The sequence below is a fragment of the Pseudomonas sp. BW16M2 genome (genome assembly GCF_014268865.1).
Lineage (GTDB): Bacteria > Pseudomonadota > Gammaproteobacteria > Pseudomonadales > Pseudomonadaceae > Aquipseudomonas > Aquipseudomonas peradeniyensis.
This window is the reverse complement of sequence record NZ_JABWRI010000002.1, coordinates 251,234-269,108: the sequence shown is the minus strand read 5'-3', so window position 1 is coordinate 269,108 and position 17,875 is coordinate 251,234. Positions and strand designations below refer to the sequence as shown.

The 17,875-nt window shown below is 66.4% G+C and carries 8 protein-coding genes; all 8 read left to right on the top strand.

What is annotated here, in order from left to right; all coding sequences use genetic code 11:
- The first annotated feature begins 1 nt into the window (after nt 1).
- The 8 genes from HU735_RS04150 to HU735_RS04115 all read left to right on the top strand — a co-directional run bounded on the left by HU735_RS04150 (nt 2) and on the right by HU735_RS04115 (nt 17,872).
- Complete coding sequence (locus HU735_RS04150) at nt 2–8,644, top strand: non-ribosomal peptide synthetase (protein WP_186712531.1); 8,643 nt, start codon at nt 2–4, stop codon at nt 8,642–8,644.
- Between the two features lie 1,338 nt (nt 8,645–9,982).
- Entirely contained in the window at nt 9,983–11,005 is a 1,023-nt protein-coding gene (locus HU735_RS04145) for a substrate-binding domain-containing protein (protein ID WP_186712530.1), read from the top strand.
- A 72-nt stretch (nt 11,006–11,077) separates the two neighbouring features.
- Nucleotides 11,078–11,848, top strand: a complete 771-nt coding sequence (locus HU735_RS04140; RefSeq protein WP_186712529.1) for an AP endonuclease — start codon at nt 11,078–11,080, stop codon at nt 11,846–11,848.
- Nucleotides 11,841–12,800, top strand: a complete 960-nt coding sequence (locus tag HU735_RS04135) for a sugar kinase (RefSeq protein WP_186712528.1) — start codon at nt 11,841–11,843, stop codon at nt 12,798–12,800. Before HU735_RS04140 ends, HU735_RS04135 begins: the two co-directional genes overlap by 8 nt.
- 57 nt (nt 12,801–12,857) lie before the next feature.
- Nucleotides 12,858–14,135: an MFS transporter gene (locus tag HU735_RS04130; protein WP_186712527.1), complete on the top strand. Its 1,278-nt coding sequence runs from the start codon at nt 12,858–12,860 to the stop codon at nt 14,133–14,135.
- A 10-nt stretch (nt 14,136–14,145) separates the two neighbouring features.
- Nucleotides 14,146–15,132 carry a D-glycerate dehydrogenase gene (locus tag HU735_RS04125; RefSeq protein ID WP_186712526.1) on the top strand — a complete coding sequence of 329 codons (987 nt, stop codon included), beginning with the start codon at nt 14,146–14,148 and terminating at the stop codon, nt 15,130–15,132.
- A 202-nt stretch (nt 15,133–15,334) separates the two neighbouring features.
- Complete coding sequence (locus HU735_RS04120; protein WP_186712525.1) at nt 15,335–16,081, top strand: gluconate 2-dehydrogenase subunit 3 family protein; 747 nt, start codon at nt 15,335–15,337, stop codon at nt 16,079–16,081.
- 3 nt (nt 16,082–16,084) lie between these two features.
- Nucleotides 16,085–17,872, top strand: a complete 1,788-nt coding sequence (locus HU735_RS04115) for a GMC family oxidoreductase (RefSeq protein WP_186712524.1) — start codon at nt 16,085–16,087, stop codon at nt 17,870–17,872.
- Nucleotides 17,873–17,875: the final 3 nt, after the last annotated feature.

Genomic DNA, 17,875 nt, shown 5'->3' with positions numbered 1-17,875 from the left:
GATGGACAAGAGCACAGCAGAACGTATCGCCAAGCGCTTTGTCGGCCTTGCCCTGGAGCAGCGTCGGCAGATCCTCGACAAGATGCGCGAGACCGGGCAGAGCTTCCGCCTGCTGCCGATCGCCGTCACCCGCCACGACAGCCCGCGTATCCCGCTGTCCTACGCCCAGCAGCGTATGCTGTTCCTCTGGCAGTTGGAGCCGCAGAGCAGTTTCTACAACGTGCCAATGGCGGTGCGCCTGAGCGGCTCGCTGAACCAGCAGGCCCTGGCCGAGGCCCTGGATGCGCTGGTGCGGCGTCACGAAAGCCTGCGCACGCGTTTCGTCTCCGAAGACGGGGAGTTCCACCAGCAGGTCCTTGAGCAGTCGGGCGTGAGCCTGGAAGTGCGTGAGGTGCAGGCCGGTCCGGGCGAGGATCTCGAACAGTGCCTGCGCGGCGCGGTACGCGAGGCACTGGATGCCCCCTTCGACCTGCTCGAAGGGCCGCTGCTGCGGGTCCGCTTGCTGCGCCTGGCGCCTACCGAACACGTGCTGACGGTGTGCATGCACCATATCGTCTCCGACGGCTGGTCGGGCGAGCTGATGGTGCAGGAGTTCGTGCACCTGTACGAAGCGCTGTCCCAGGGGCGCGCTGCCGACCTGCCGCCGCTCGAGGTGCAATACGCCGACTATGCGATCTGGCAACGCGCCTGGCTCGAGGCCGGCGAGGGCGAGCGCCAACTGCAGTACTGGAAGCAGCAATTGGGTGACGAACACCCGGTGCTGGAGCTGCCGTTGGATCATGAGCGCCCGGCGCAGCCCAGCTACCGCGGCGCGACCCTGCGCAGCGATGTGCCGGCGGCGCTGTCGGCCAAGCTCAAGGCCCAGGCGCGCAGCCAGGGGCAGACCGTGTTCATGCTGACCCTCGCGGCCCTGGCCGTGACCCTGGCGCGCTACAGCGGCCAGGCCGACATCCGCATCGGCGCGCCCAACGCCGGGCGCAACCGCAAGGAAGTCGAAGGCCTGATCGGCTTCTTCATCAACACCCAGGTGCTGCGGGTGCAGGTGGACGAGCGCCAGAGCGGCGCGGCCCTGCTGGAGCAGGTGAAGCAGGTTGTCAGTGGTGCGCAGTCGCACCAGGAACTGCCGTTCGAGCACCTGGTGGACGCCCTGGCGCCAGAGCGTAATTTGGGACACAACCCGTTGTTCCAGGTGAAGATCAACCAGAACCTGGCCGACAGCGAGGCCACCGCCCAGGCCCGGCAAACACTGGGCGGCCTGAGCGTCAGCGGTTTTTCGGTCGAAGGCCGCGATGCCCGCTTCGACCTGGCCTTCGACTTCTCCGAAACCCCCGACGGCCTGCAGGGCTACTTCACCTACAGCACCGACCTGTTCGAAGCCGCGACCATCGAACGCATCGCTGCTTCGTTCCAGGCGGTGCTGCGTACCCTCGTTGAGCATCCTGAGGCGGCGCTGTTCGAGCATCCCGATACCCAGGCCGCGCAGGTCGAGGCCAACTTGCGGGACTGGTCGCAGCCGGACTTCCTCGCCCTGTGGCGCCAAGGTCTGCAGGCCGGTGCCGGGCAGCCGGCACTGCGCGCGGGTGAGCGTACGGTCAGCTACACGGAGCTGGAGCAGCAGGCCAACCGCTTCGCCAATTACCTCAAGGCGCAGGGTATCGCCCCAGGCATGACCGTGGCGCTGTGCCAGGAGCGCTCCATCGAGTGGGTGACCAGCCTGCTGGCCGTGCTCAAGCTGGGCGCGGTGTACTTGCCGCTGGACAGCCGCCAGCCCGCCGAACGCCTGCAGCAACTGCTGCAGGCCAGTGGCGCGCGGCTGCTGGTGCATGCCTTGGGCGATGCCCAGGCGGCGGGGCTGGGCGCATGCCCGACGCTGGCCTTTGACGCGGCGCAGCACGCTGACTGCAGCGACCAGCCGCCGGCGGTACACATTGAACCGCAGCAAGCGGCCTACATCATCTACACCTCGGGTTCCACCGGGCAGCCCAAGGGCGTGGTGATCAGCCACGGTGCACTGGCCAACTACCTGCAGGGCGTGCTGCAACGCCTCGACCTGCAACCCGGCGCCAGCCTGGCGATGGTCTCCACCGTGGCCGCGGACCTGGGCCACACCGTGCTGTTCGGCGCGCTGGCCTCGGGCCGGCTGCTGCATCTGTTGGGCCATGACCAGGGCTTCGACCCGGACGGCTTTGCCAGCTACATGGCCGAGCACCGGGTCGATGTGCTGAAGATCGTGCCCAGCCACCTGCAAGGCCTGCTGCAGGCCGCGCAGCCTGAGCGGGTGTTGCCCGAGCAACTGCTGATCCTTGGCGGCGAGGCCAGCTCCTGGGCCCTGATCGAGCAGGTCCGGCGTCTGAAGCCCGGCTGCCGGATCATCAACCACTATGGCCCGACCGAGACCACCGTGGGCATCCTCACCCACGAAGTCGGCGAGCGCCTGCCCGGCTGGCGCAGCGTGCCGGTGGGGCGACCGCTGGACAACGGCCAGGCGCGGGTGCTGGATGCCTACCTCAACCCGCTGCCCGAGCGGGTGGCCGGCGAGCTGTACCTGGGTGGCCAGGGCCTGGCCCAGGGCTATGTCGGCCAGCCGGGCCTGACCGCCGAGCGTTTTGTCCCCGACCCCTTTGGCCAAGACGGCGAGCGGCTGTACCGTGCTGGTGACCGCGCACGCCTCGATCAGGGCGTACTGGAATACCTGGGTCGTGGCGACGACCAGGTGAAGATCCGCGGCTACCGGGTCGAGCCGGGCGAGGTCGGCCAGGTGCTGCAAGGCCTGCCCGGCGTCGGCGAGGCCGTGGTACTGGCGCTGCCCCTGGACAGCGATCCGACGCGCCTGCAACTGGTGGCCTGGGCCGTGCCGGCGGCGGGCGTCGAACTGCAGGCCGAGGCGCTGCGCCAGGCTTTGCAGGCGCGCCTGCCGGAGTACCTGGTGCCGGCGCAGGTGCTGTTGCTCGAGCGCCTGCCGCTGACCGCCAACGGCAAGCTGGACAAAAAGGCGCTGCCCAAGCCGGGTGTGGCCAGGCAGCGCTACACCGCGCCGGTGGGCGAAATCGAGGAGAAACTTGCCGCGATCTGGTGCGACGTGCTCAAGCGCGAGCAAGTGGGCAGCACCGACAACTTCTTCGAGCTGGGTGGCGATTCGATCCTCAGCCTGCAGATCATCGCCCGGGCCAAGCGCCAGGGCATCAAGCTGAGCCCCAAGCAACTGTTCGAGAAACAGACCATCGGCCAACTGGCGGCGGTGGCCAAGCTGATCGAGAAGAAACCGGCAGCCGAGGTGGTCGAGCAGGTCAGCGGCAGTCTGCCGTTGCTGCCGATCCAGGCGCGTTTCTTCGACACCGCGATTCCCCAGCGTCACCACTGGAACCAGGCGGTGCTGCTGAGCCCGCGCCAGCCGTTGACGGTGGCGTTGCTGCAGGCGGCGCTCAAGCTGCTGGTGGCACAGCACGACGCCCTGCGCCTGCGTTTCAGCGAAGAGCAGGGGCAGTGGCAGGGGCAGTTCGCGCCGGTCGATGCGCAGCAGTTGCTGTGGGTGCATCAGCTGGACGATGCCGCGCGCCTGCCGGAACTGGCCGATGAAGCCCAGCGCAGCCTGGACCTGAAGCATGGCCCGCTGCTGCGGGTGGTGCTGATCGACCTGCCCGAAGGCCAGCAGCGCCTGCTGGTGGTGATCCACCACCTGGTGGTCGACGGCGTGTCCTGGCGCGTCCTGCTCGAAGACCTGCAGGCGGCCTGCCAGGCCCTGGCGGCCGGCAAGACGCCGGTGCTGCCGGCCAAGAGCAGCTCGCTCAAGGCCTGGGCCGAGCACCTGCGCGAGCATGCCCGCAGCCCCGCGCTGGTGGCCGAGCTGGCCTACTGGCAGGCGCAGTTGCAGGGTGTCAGCGACGTCCTCCCCGGAGCGAACCCCCAGGGCGGCCAGCAGCGCAAGCATGAGATCTCGGTGCGCACCCAGCTGGACGCCGAGCTGACCCGGCAACTGTTGCAGGAGGCGCCAGCCGCCTACCGCACCCAGGTCAACGACCTGCTGCTGACGGCGCTGGCCCGGGTCATCCGCCGCTGGACCGGCGAGGCGCATGCGCTGATCCGCCTGGAAGGCCATGGCCGTGAAGACCTGTTCGACGACCTCGACATCACCCGCACGGTGGGTTGGTTCAGCAGCCTGTATCCGTTGAAATTGACCCCGACGAGCGACCTGGGCGCGTCGATCATGGCGGTCAAGGAACAGCTGCGCGCCGTGCCGGCCAAGGGCATCGGTTACGGCGTGCTGCGCTACCTGGGTGACGAGCAGGCCCGCCAGGCCCTCGGCGCCCTGGCCCAGGGCAGTATCGTGTTCAACTACCTGGGGCAGTTCGACGGCAGCTTCGACAGCGAGCAGGGCCTGTTCGTCCCGGCACCGGAAGGCGCGGGGCAGGGGCAGAGCCAGGAGGCGCCGCTGGGCAGCCTGCTGAGCATCGATGGCCAGGTCTATGCCGGTGAACTGGCCCTGGACTGGAGCTTCAGCAGCGCCGTGTTCGAGCGTGGGCAGATCCAGCGCCTGGCCGACGAGTACGCCGAGGAACTGCGCCAGCTGATCGCCCACTGCACCACCCCGGGTGTGGCGGGCGTGACGCCGTCGGACTTCCCGCTGGCCCGCCTTGACCAGCGCCAGCTGGCGGCGTTGCCGGTGGCGGCGGGCGATATCGAGGACATCTACCCGTTGTCGCCGATGCAGCAGGGCATGCTGTTCCACAGCCTCTACGAGCAGGCGGCGGGCAACTACATCAACCAGCTGCGGGTCGAGGTGCAGGGCCTGGATGTGCCACGCTTCGTCGCGGCCTGGCAGGCCACCCTGGACAGCCACGAGGTGCTACGCAGCAGCTTTGTCAGCGGCTACGACCAGTCGCTGCAAGTGGTCCTGCGCGAGGCGCGCCTGCCGCTGGTGGAGCTGGACTGGCGCGACCAGGCCAACCTGCCGAGCGCGTTGCTCACCTGGGCCGAGGCCGACCTGCGCGCCGGCTTCGACCTTGCCTGCGGCCCGCTGCTGCGCCTGGCGGTGATCCGTACCGGCGAGCAGCACCACCAACTGGTGTTGACCAACCACCATATCCTGCTGGATGGCTGGAGCAGCTCGCGGCTGTTCGGCGAGGTGCTGCAGCGTTACGCCGGTGTCGTGCCGGCGGGCAAGACCAGCCGTTACCGCGACTATATCCAGTGGCTGCAACGTCAGGACCAGGCTGCCAGCGAGCGCTTCTGGCGCGAGCGCACCGCCGGCTTGAACGAACCCACCCGGCTGGCCCAGGCGTTCCGCTCCGAAGCTGATGGGCAGGGACAAGGTGAATACCCGGTGCTGCTCGACCCGCAACGCACCCAGCGCCTGGGCGAGTTTGCCCGGGAACAGCGGGTCACCCTCAACACCCTGGTCCAGGCGGCCTGGCTGCTGCTGTTGCAGCGCTACACCGGCCAGGCCAGCGTGACCTTCGGCGCCACTGTGGCTGGCCGCCCGGCCGAATTGCCGGGCGTCGAGGAGCAACTGGGGCTGTTCATCAACACCCTGCCGGTGATCGCCAGCCCGCGTCCGGAACAGACCGTGGGCGACTGGGTGCAGCAGGTCCAGGCGCTGAACCTGGCCTTGCGCGAGCACGAGCACACGCCGCTGTACGAGATCCAGCGCTGGGCCGGCTGGAGCGGCGAGGCGCTGTTCGACAATATCCTGGTGTTCGAGAACTATCCGGTGTCCGAGGCGCTTCAAGCCGGTGCGCCCCAGGAGCTGGCGTTTGGCGAAGTGGTCAGCCAGGAGCAGACCAACTATCCGCTGACCCTGGTGGCACAGGTGGGTGACAAGCTGCTTGCCAGCTTCAAGTTTGATCGCGCCAGTTATGCCGAATCGGCCGTCGAACAGTTGGCGGCGCACTTCGTCGAGCTGCTGGAAGGATTGGCGGACTCGCCGCAACAGGCGCTGGGTGACTTGGTCTTGAGCGTGGCGGCGGAGCAGGACATTGCCAGTTTCCCGAGCGAAGCTTGTGCCCATGAGCTGATCGAAGCGCAGGCGGCGCGTACGCCTGAGGCGATCGCCGTGACCTTCGCCGGGCAGGCGCTGAGCTACGACCAGCTCAATCGCCGCGCCAACCGCCTGGCGCACAAGCTGCGTGAGCAGGGCGTGGGGCCGGATGTGCTGGTGGGCATCGCGGTGGAGCGCGGGTTCGAGATGATCGTTGGCCTGCTGGCGATTCTCAAGGCCGGGGGCGCCTATGTGCCACTGGATCCGGAATACCCGCAGGATCGCCTGAGCTACATGATGGAAGACAGCGGCATCGCCTTGCTGCTGACGCAAGGTCATCTGTTGGCCGATCTGCCTGTACCGGCGCAGGTTCGCAGCCTGAAGCTGGAAGATGACCTGGCCGGCTACAGCGAGGAAAACCCCGAGCATGTTACTCAGCCGAACAACCTGGCCTACGTGATCTACACCTCGGGCTCCACCGGCAAGCCGAAAGGTACGCTGCTGCCGCACCACAACCTGCTGCGCCTGTTCAAGGCCACCGATGCGTGGTTCGGCTTTGGTCCGCAGGATGTGTGGACGCTGTTCCACTCGTACGCGTTCGACTTCTCGGTGTGGGAGATCTTCGGTGCGCTGCTGCACGGCGGTCGCCTGGTGATCGTGCCGCGTGAAACCACGCGCTCGCCGGAAGACTTCCACCAACTGCTGGTGGAGCAGGGCGTGACCGTACTGAACCAGACCCCATCGGCATTCAAGCCGCTGATGCGGGTGGCCTGTGACAGCACTGCCGATCTGGCGCTGCGCTACGTGATCTTCGGTGGCGAAGCCTTGGACGTTGCTGCACTGCAACCGTGGTTCGAGCGCTTCGGCGAGGACTGCGACAACCTGATCAACATGTACGGCATCACCGAGACCACGGTTCACGTGACCTACCGGCCGATCCGCTTTGCCGATACGCAACAGCCGGGCAGCCCGATCGGTGCGGCGATCCCGGACCTGTCGATGTACGTGCTGGATGCCGATTTCAATCCGGTGGCCAAGGGCTGCACGGGTGAACTGCACGTTGGCCACGCCGGCTTGGCGCGTGGCTATCACAACCGTGCCTCGCTGACCGCCGAACGCTTCGTGCCGGATCCGTTTTCCAGCGAAGGCGGACGCCTGTACCGGACCGGCGATTTGGCGCGCTATCGCGGCCAGGAGGTGATCGAGTACGTAGGGCGGATCGACCATCAGGTGAAGATCCGTGGCTTCCGTATCGAACTGGGTGAGATCGAGGCACGTCTGCAAGAGCATGCGTCGGTGCGCGAAGTGCTGGTGCTGGATATCGACGGGGCAGGGGGCAAGCAGCTGGCCGCTTACCTGATCGCTCAAGACCCATCCGCCGATCATGCAGTTCTGCGCGACACGCTGAAACAGCACCTGAAAGCCAACCTGCCAGACTACATGGTCCCGACCCACTTCCTGGTGCTGGAACAATGGCCGCTGACGGCTAACGGCAAGCTGGACCGCAAGGCCCTGCCGAAGCCCGATGCCAGCCAACTGCAACAAGGCTACGTGGCGCCACGCACGGACCTGGAGCAACAACTGGCCGCGATCTGGAGTGAAGTGCTGAAAGTCGAGCAGGTCGGTCTGCACGACAACTTCTTCGAACTGGGCGGTCACTCGCTACTGGTGATTACCTTGGTAAACCGGGTGCGCGAAGCCTTCGCCACCAACATCAGCCTGCATGAGTTCATGCTGATGGCGAGCTTCGAGGAACTGGCGAATTTCATCGGTGGCGGCAAGGATCGCCTGAAATCGTCGGTGATCAACCTCAATGGTTGCCAAATCCAGCGTCCGGCGCTGTTCTGCCTGCCGCCGGGCGGTGGCGGTGCCTATGCCTACTACCCGCTGGCCAGCCGTCTGGCCGACGAGCGTCCGGTGTATGGCCTGGTCAACAAGTGCTACGCCGAGCCGGGCTGGGTGGACGAGTCCTGGGAGGCGATGGTCGGCTACTACGTCGAGCAGATTCGTCGTACCCAGGCCAGCGGCCCTTATCATCTGCTGGGCTGGTCCCTGGGTGGCGCCCTGGCGCTGGAGGTGGCTCACGCCCTGGAGCAGGCAGGCCAGGAAGTGGGCTTCGTCGGCCTGGTCGATACCCTGCTGCCGAAGGATGTGTCAGGCCTTGAGGCCGAGCCCGTCGAGGTGGTGCAGGTGGCGCGGGCGGACGAGAGCCTGCTGCGGGGGCTGCTGGCCTTCGCTCCGGGTGTGGGTGAAGCCCGGATTGTTGGCTTCATCGACGAGGCCGGGCGTCTGCCGGCCGAAGTCGACCGGACCGAGTGGGTCATCGAGCAGGTGGCCGTTGCGGGTGGCGTCAGTGCCGAGCGGCTGCGGGCCATTCACGAGGATGTGCATCTGCAGCGGGAGATCGTCGATGGCTTCGCTGTCCTTGATCGCAACGTCGAACTGAGCCAGGCGTTTTGCCTGCGGCCGCTGGCGGTCCGGGTGGATTGCTGGTGGGCCAGCGAGAGTCGTAGCCTGGAGCGGGTGCGGATGGGGGAGGCGGGGTTGCTGGCGCAGGCTTCGGTCAACGGGTTGGCCAGTTCTACGGTGATCGCTGATGGGCATGAAGGGGTTATCAATGCCGTGGCGTTTGTCGATGGTTTGGTCGGGCGGTTGGCTGGCAAGGCTTGAGGTTGATGGGTGATGAGGAATGGGTGGGGCGTTGGGTTCTACCCGTTATTCTTGTGTATCTAGTACTTCTGTCTTGCGATGGCGTCTGAGTGGCTAGAACTTTTAAAGCTATTGTTGTTTTTATTGTTAGCTGGTTTTGAAAGTTGTATGTGCATTCATTTGCGATGTCGACGCTTATTCACCTTTCCGCCCTTACGGCGGGTTACTTTGGTCGTGGCCAAAGTAACCAAAGCCGTGGCGCTCCATTCATCCGGCCCTACGCTTCGCTCCGGGTTCCCTCACTCCGGTCTTGCTCCCGGGAGGACCGCGCTGCAGGGCCCATCCTGGGCCCCAGCGCTTGACGGGCATCCATGCCCGTCACCTCCCTCCGCAAGACCTCCGTTCGGCCTCCTGAAGTCGCGAAGTTACGAGCGGCGCCTAGGCTGGCGCAGCTGTCGCTAGTTGAAAGTTTAATTAATCTCTCGATCGCATCGCGGGGCAAGCCCGCTCCCATGCAATAGTCGCCGTTATATAAACTCTGTAGGAGCGGGCTTGCCCCGCGAAAGGGCCGGAAGAATCAATACATAACTAACTGTCAAACAACTAACTTCGCATCTCTTGCTCTTGCTCTTGCTCTTGTTCTTGCTTCTAAGCGCGCGATAGCTCAGGCAACACCAATTGCGACTTCAGGAGGCCGAGCGGAGTTCTTGCGGAGGGAGGTGACGGCCATGGATGGCCGTCAAGCGCTGCGCCCCAGGATGGGGCGTTCAGCGCGGTCCTCCCGGGAGCAAGAACGGAGCGAGGGAACCCCGGAGCGAAGCGCAGGGGCCGGATGAACGGAGCGGGGCGGCTTTGGTTACTTTGGCCAAGACCAAAGTAACCCGCCGTAAGGGCGGAAAGGTGACTAAGTGTCGATATCTTCTACGAATGCGCATACAAAAACCAAAACAATCACCAACGAACCAGAGCCACAACCAGAACCCTCAGGCAATAAACTCCGACTCCCCACCCCCCCGTACCTCACCATCATCCTGCCGAACACTGAGCACCACAGCCCCCCCACACAACCCCACCAACCCCACACTGGCCACCAAGATATCCCCCATCCCCATACCGGCAAGTAGCAAAATCAGACTGATCCTGAACAGTGTGGTCATGGCCATCTCCAAGGCAGGGCGAACGAACTCCGTAAAACCACCATAACCCCGAAGCCCCCCATGTACAGCGCCAGGACAAGCGATTGGCACTGAATCCACCCGCTTTGGCAGAAAGCCCGTCACTTGACGCCACCCCCCATCCCTGATTTCATTGAAACCGTTTTCATCAACCCTGCAAAAGCGCAAACAAGAAGGAAACAGGGTGAACAAAGAGCCAACATCCGTCCGCGGTCGGGTCACCATCAGCGAGGTCGCCAAGGCCGCCGGCGTGTCCAAGGCCACGGTCTCGCGCTATATGGGCGAAGACCGGCAACTGCTCGCCGAAGCCACCGCGCAACGCATCGAGGCCGTCGTCGAACGCCTCGGCTACCGCCCCAACCGCATGGCCAGCGCCCTCAAGCGCGGCCGCACCGGGTTGATCGGCATGCTCCTGGCGGATATCCGCAACCCCTACTCGGTGGCGGTGATGCACGGCGTCGAGACTGCCTGCCGCCAGCACGGCTACAGCCTGGTGGTGTGCAACACCGACTACGACGACGACCAGGAACGCAGCCATCTGCAAGCCCTGCAGTCGTACAACGTCGACGGCCTGATCGTGAACACCCTCGGCCACCGCGCCGACGAGCTGGCCAGGCTGGCCCGCGACCTGCCGATGGTGCTGGTCGACCGGCAACTGGCCGGCCTGGCGGTCGACCTGGTGGGGCTGGACAACACCGATGCCGTCGAACAGGCCCTCGATCACCTGCAGCGTTGCGGTTATCGCGACATCCTCGCCGTGACCGAGCCGCTCGACGGCACCAGCTCCCGCCAGGAGCGGGTTGACGCCTTCCTGGCCTCCATTGCCCGGCGCCCTGGCCTGCGTGGGCAGGTGCTGGAGGTGGGCGCGGACCTGCCGGAGCAACTGGGCAGCTTCATCGCCGGGGCAGGGCACGGCCCGCAGGCCTTGTTCACCTGCAACGGCGTTGCCACCCTGGAGGTGGTCCGCGTGCTGCACGCCCGTGGCGGGGCGTTGTTCCAGGACGTGGGCCTGCTGGCGCTCGACGAGCTGGACTGGTACCCGCTGGTGGGCAGCGGCATCACTGCCCTGGCCCAGCCCACCGGGCAAATCGGTGCCGCAGCGTTCCAGTGCCTGCTTGAGCGCCTGCAAGGCAGCGGTTCGCCGGCGCGGCGCCTGGATTTGCAAGCCGAACTGATTCCGCGAGGCTCCACCCGATCACAAGCATGACGGCGTCCTTGACGCCGTTGCTGCTGGCAAAAAATGAAACCGGTTTCATCTACAAGAACAAGGACCACACACATGCAAACGCCCATTGTCTCCATCAGCTTGTCGAGTTTCGGTGCCGATGCCGTGCGGCGCCTGGGTCAGGCCAGCTACCTGCCGTTGCTGGCCGCCGCGGGTGCGCGGCGGGTGGAATGGCGTGAGGAACTGTTCGACGCCACGCCCGCTGCCGCCACGCTGGCCAACCTGGCCGCCGAGCATGGCCTGCAGAGCCTTTACTCCACGCCACTGGAGCTGTGGCGCGAGGATGGCAGCCTGGAGCCGGCCATCGCCCAGCGCCTGCAACTGGCAAGTGAAATCGGCGCTGTGGCGCTGAAGGTGTCGCTGGGGCATTACCAGCCAGGCTGTGACTTGCAGGCCCTGGCGCCGTTGTTGGGGCACAAGGCAGCGCTGTATGTGGAAAACGACCAGACGCCTTACGGCGGACGGCTGCAGGTCCTGGAACGATTCTTCCGCGAGGCGCAGGAGCAGGGCGTGGCACCGGGCATGACCTTCGATATCGGCAACTGGTACTGGCATGACGAGTCGCCGCTGCTGGCGGCACAACTGCTGGGCCGCTGGGTGCGCTACGTGCACTGCAAGGCCGTGGCGCGGCGTGCCGACGGACGCATGGTCGCCGTCGTGCCCCAGGCGCTCGACCTGGCCCAGTGGCGCGAACTGATGACGCATTTTGCCCCGGACCTGCCGCGGGCCATCGAGTACCCCTTGGCCGGGGACGACCTGCTGGCGCTGACCGCGCGGCAGGTCGCGCAACTGGCGCAGCTGGAAGGGCAGGTGTGCCATGGCTGAGCGCGACGTCCTGTGTTTCGGTGAAACCATGGCCATGTTCGTGGCCGCGCAGCCGGGCGAGCTGGCCCGGGTCGAGGGTTTCGGCAAGCGCATCGCCGGTGCCGACAGCAACGTGGCCATCGGCCTGGCGCGCCTGGGCCTGGCGGTGCGCTGGCTGAGCCGGGTCGGCAACGACTCGCTCGGCGCCTTCGTGCTCGACACCCTGCGCCAGGAAGGGCTGGACTGTTCCAGCGTCGAGATCGATGACGAGTACCCCACCGGGTTCCAGCTCAAGGAGCGCTGCGATGACGGCCGCGATCCGCAAGTCGAGTATTTCCGCCGTGGCTCGGCGGCCAGCCGGTTGTCGCCTGCCCAGATGCAGCCCGCGTTGCTGGAGGCCCGGCACCTGCACGCCACCGGCATTCCGCCGGCCTTGTCGGCCAGCTGCCGCGCGCTCTGCCACCAGTTGCTGGACGACATGCGCGCCCATGGTCGCAGCATTTCCTTCGACCCCAACCTGCGCCCCTCGCTGTGGCCGGACCGCCCGACCATGGTGCGCGAGATCAACGCCCTGGCGTTCAAGGCCGACTGGGTCCTGCCCGGGCTTGAGGAGGGGCGCCTGCTGAGCGGTCGCCAGTCGCCGCAGGCCATCGCTGAGTTCTACCTGGAGCAGGGTGTGCAATACGTGGCCATCAAGCTTGGCGCCGAAGGCGCCTACTGGCGCGATGCCAAGGGTGAACACGGGGTAGTCCCGGGTGTTCCGGTGGCCCGGGTGGTCGACACCGTGGGCGCGGGCGATGCCTTCGCCGTCGGCGTGATCAGCGCCTTGCTCGAGGGCCTGCCGCTGCGCCGGGCCGTGGCCCGGGGCAACTGGTGCGGCAGTCGCGCGGTACAGAGCCGGGGCGACATGGAAGGCTTGCCGCAACGCCACGAACTGGACCTGCACGAACACGCTTCGATCCAACCACGCTGAATCGCCGGAGCGTCCGGCACCTGATGTGACAAGAACAACAAGACCAGGAGAATCCCCATGCAGCTTGATCGACTCGCTCCCAGACGCTGGTGGTACATCATGCCCATCGTCTTCATCACCTACAGCCTGGCCTACCTCGACCGGGCCAACTATGGTTTCGCCGCGGCCTCGGGCATGGCCGACGACCTGAAGATCACCCCGGCGCTGTCATCGCTGCTCGGCGCGCTGTTCTTTCTCGGCTACTTCTTCTTCCAGGTACCAGGCGCCCTCTACGCGCAGAAGCGCAGCGTGAAGAAACTGATCTTCGCCAGCCTGATCCTCTGGGGCGGCCTGGCGACCCTGACCGGCGTGGTGCACGACGTCTACCTGCTGATCGTCATCCGCTTCCTGCTGGGCGTGGTGGAGGCGGCGGTGATGCCGGCCATGCTCATCTACCTCTGCCACTGGTTCACCCGCGCCGAGCGCTCACGGGCCAACACCTTCCTGATCCTCGGCAATCCGGTGACCATCCTGTGGATGTCGGTGGTTTCGGGCTACCTGGTGCAGCAGTTCGACTGGCGCTGGATGTTCATCATCGAAGGCGCGCCGGCGATTCTCTGGGCCTTCATCTGGTGGCGCCTGGTGGATGACCGTCCGGAGCAGGCCAAGTGGCTGGACGCCCGCGAAAAGGAGGCGCTGCGCCAGGCGCTGGACGCCGAGCAGCAGGGCATCAAGCCGGTGAAGAACTACCGCGAGGCGTTCCGTTCGCCCACGGTGCTGATCCTGTCGCTGCAGTACTTCTGCTGGAGCATCGGCGTGTACGGCTTCGTGCTCTGGCTGCCGTCGATCCTCAAGCAGGCGGCGGCGCTGGACATCGTCACCGCCGGCTGGCTGTCGGCGGTGCCGTACCTGGGGGCGGTGGTGGCCATGCTCGGCGTGTCCTGGGCCTCGGACCGCCTGCAGAAGCGCAAGCGTTTCGTCTGGCCGCCGCTGCTGATCGCCGCCCTGGCGTTCTACGGCTCGTACAGCCTGGGCACCGAGCATTTCTGGTGGTCCTACGCCTTGCTGGTGATCGCCGGGGCCTGCATGTACGCGCCGTACGGGCCGTTCTTCGCCATCGTCCCCGAGCTGCTGCCGGCCAACGTCGCCGGGGGCGCCATGGCGCTGATCAACAGCATGGGCGCGCTGGGCTCGTTTTCCGGCTCGTGGCTGGTGGGTTACCTCAATGGCGCCACCGGCGGCCCCGGCGCCTCCTACCTGTTCATGTGCGTGGCGCTGCTGCTGGCCGTGGCCCTGACCGCCGTTCTCAATCCCTTGCAACAGACTCGCCGGCAAAGCCTGGCGCCCAGCCGATAGGTACCGTGCAATGAAGAAACGCATCGTCCTCTACAAACGTCTCTCCGACGCGCTCATGGCCCGCCTGCAGGCACACGCCGAGGTGACCTTGGTCGAATCACCTAGTGCCGACGGCCTCGCTCGGCTGCGTGCGGCGCTGCCGGGCGCCCACGGGCTGCTCGGCGCCAGCCTGCGCCTGGACGCCCCCTTGCTCGATCTGGCGCCGCAGCTGGAAGTGGTCTCCAGCGTCTCGGTCGGCGTCGACAACTACGATATCGACGCCTTCGACCAGCGCGGCGTGCTGCTGACCAACACCCCTGATGTGCTCACCGAAACCACCGCCGACACCGGCTTTGCCCTGATCCTCGCCTGTGCCCGGCGGGTCGTCGAGCTCGACGGCTGGATCCGCGCCGGCCACTGGCAGGCAGGTATCGGGCCGGCGGAGTTCGGTTGCGACGTGCAGGGCAAGACCCTGGGCATCATCGGCATGGGACGCATCGGCGAAGCCCTGGCCCGCCGTGCCCATGCAGGCTTCGGCATGCGCGTGCTGTACCACACCCGCCAGCCGCGGCCTGAGGTGGAAGCGCGGTTCGCTGCCGCGCATCGCAGCCTGGAGGCCTTGCTGGCCGAGTCCGATTTCGTCTGCCTGTGCCTGCCGTTGACCGCCGCGACCGAGAACCTGATCGGCGCGCCACAGCTGGCACTGATGAAGCCGTCGGCGATCCTGGTGAACATTTCCCGTGGCCGGGTGCTGGACGAGGCTGCGTTGTTCCAGGCCCTGGCCGAGCGGCGCATTCGCGGCGCCGGCCTGGACGTGTTCGTGCGCGAGCCGTTGCCCGCCGATTCGCCGTTGCTGCAACTGGACAACCTGGTGGTGACGCCGCACATCGGCTCGGCCACCGAGGAAACCCGCGAGGCCATGGCCCGTTGCGCAGTGGACAACCTGCTGGCGGCCCTGGCCGGCGAGCGACCGCAGAACCTGGTCAACCCGCTTGCCTGGTCGCGGCGAAACCCATGAGCGGGGCGAGCACTGCGCTCGCCCCGTGCTTGCCATAACAACAGCCCTTGCCCGTTTCGATATCCCAGGGTCGCGCCGCGACCCTTCGGCAAAACAAGGCCGCTCCACCGAGACAGCGCTGTCTCGGTCTGTGGCCCCGGGATCTTCATCGGTGAAAAGGGCGACGATTTCCGTATGACCTGATCAACAGAGAGACATCCTCATGTCCAAGGACCAACCCGCCTCCGTGCAACCGGCGCGCCGGGCGTTCCTGCGCCAATCCCTGACCCTGATCCCGGTGGCGACCCTCGCCAGCACGGGACTGGGCGGCGCAGTGCTCGCCGACAGCGCCACCCCGGCACCCGCCGAGCCGGCCCGAGCAGCCCCGGCAAGGGCCTACCAGCCAAGCTTCTTCACCCAGGAGGAGTGGGCTTTCGTCAGCGCCGCCGTGGCCGTGCTGATCCCCACCGACGCCCTCGGCCCCGGTGCGGCCGATGCCGGCGTACCCGAGTTCATCGACCGTCAGCTCAACACCCGCTACGGCAGCGGCGGGCTGTGGTACATGCAGGGGCCATTCCACCCCGATGCGCCCAGCGAGCTGGGCTACCAGCTCAAGCTCAGCCCCCAGGAGATCTACCGGCTGGGCATCGCCGAAACCGACGCCTGGTGCCAGGCACAGTTCGGCAAGGCGTTCGCCCAGCTCGGCCTTGAACAGCAGCAGCAGGTGCTCGAGGCCCTGGACGGCGGCAAGCCGGCCTTTGCCTCGGTGCCGGCGACCACCTTCCTCGGCATGCTCTGGCTCAACACCCGCGAGGGCTTCTTCAGCGATCCCCTGCACGGCGGCAACCAGGGCCTGGCCGGCTGGAAGCTGGTCGGATTCCCCGGCGCCCGCGCCGATTTCATGGACTGGGTGGAGCGCGACGAGCGCTATCCCTTCCCGTCAGTGTCCATCAGCGGCGAGCGAGGTTGAGCCATGAGCCAAGTGATGAAGAAAGTTGATGTGGTCATCGTCGGGTTCGGCTGGGCCGGGGCGATCATGGCCAAGGAACTGACCGAGGCCGGCCTGCAGGTGCTGGCCCTGGAGCGCGGCCCGGCCCGCGACACCTACCCGGACGGCGTCTATCCGCAGACCATGGACGAGCTGACCTACAACTCGCGCAAGAAGCTGTTCATGGACATCTCCCGCGAGACCGTGACCCTGCGCCACAGCGTCAACGACGTGGCCGTGCCGTACCGCCAGTTCGGCGCCTTCCTGCCTGGCACCGGCACGGGCGGAGCGGGGCTGCACTGGTCCGGCGTGCATTTTCGCGTTGACCCGGTGGAGCTGCGCCTGCGCAGCCATTACGAGGAGCGCTACGGCAAGCGGTTCATTCCCGAAGGCATGACCATCCAGGACTTCGGCGTCAGCTATGAAGAGCTGGAGCCGTACTTCGACTTTGCCGAGAAGGTGTTCGGCACCTCCGGCACGGCCTGGTCGATCAAGGGCCAGGTGGTGGGCCGCGACAAGGGTGGCAACCCGTTCGCCGCCGACCGCTCCAGCGACTTCCCGCTGGCGGCGCAGAAGAACACCGTGTCGGCCCAGCTGTTCGAGAAGGCCGCCCGCGAGGTCGGCTACCACCCCTACAACCTGCCGTCGGCCAACACCTCAGGGCCCTACACCAACCCCTACGGCGCGCAGATGGGGCCGTGCAACTTCTGCGGCTACTGCAGCGGCTATGCCTGCTACATGTACTCCAAGGCCTCGCCCAACGTGAACATCCTCCCGGCCCTGCGCCAGGTGCCGAACTTCGAGCTGCGCAACAACGCCCATGTGCTGCGGGTCAACCTGACCAGCGACAAGCGCCTGGCCACCGGCGTGACCTACGTCGACAGCCAGGGGCGCGAGGTGGAGCAACCCGCCGACCTGGTGATCCTCAGCGCGTTCCAGTACAACAACGTGCGCCTGATGCTGCTCTCGGGCATCGGCAAACCCTACGACCCGGTGAGCAACGAAGGGGTGGTGGGGCGCAACTTCGCCTACCAGAACATCTCCACCGTGACCGCGTTCTTCGACCGCGACAGCCACCACACCAATCCCTTCATCGGCGCTGGCGGCAACGGCGTGGCGGTGGACGACTTCAACGCCGACAACTTCGACCATGGCCCACACGGTTTCGTCGGCGGTTCGCCATTCTGGGTCAACCAGGCCGGCGCCAAGCCGATCTCCGGCACCAAGGTGCCGCCGGGCACACCGAAGTGGGGCAGTGGCTGGAAGGCCGCGGTGGCCGACAGCTACCGGCACATGCTGTCGATGGACGCCCATGGCGCGCACCAGTCCTACCGCGACAACTACCTCGACCTGGACCCGGTGTACAAGGATGCCTACGGCTTGCCCCTGCTGCGCATGACCTTCGACTGGAAGGACAACGACGTGAAGATGAACCGCTTCATGGTCGAGCGCATGGGCAAGATCGCCGAGGCCATGGGGCCCAAGGCGATCAGCGCGGGCAAGAAAGCCTTCGGCCAGCACTTCGATGCCTCCACCTACCAGACCACCCACCTCAACGGTGGCGCGATCATGGGCACCGATCCGAAAACCAGCGCGCTCAATCGCTACCTGCAGTGCTGGGACGTGCACAACGTGTTCGTCCCCGGTGCCTCGGCCTTCCCCCAGGGACTGGGCTACAACCCCACCGGGCTGGTGGCGGCGCTGACCTACTGGTCGGCGCGGGCGATCCGCGAGCGCTACCTGAAGAACCCCGGTCCACTGGTGCAGGCATGAGGA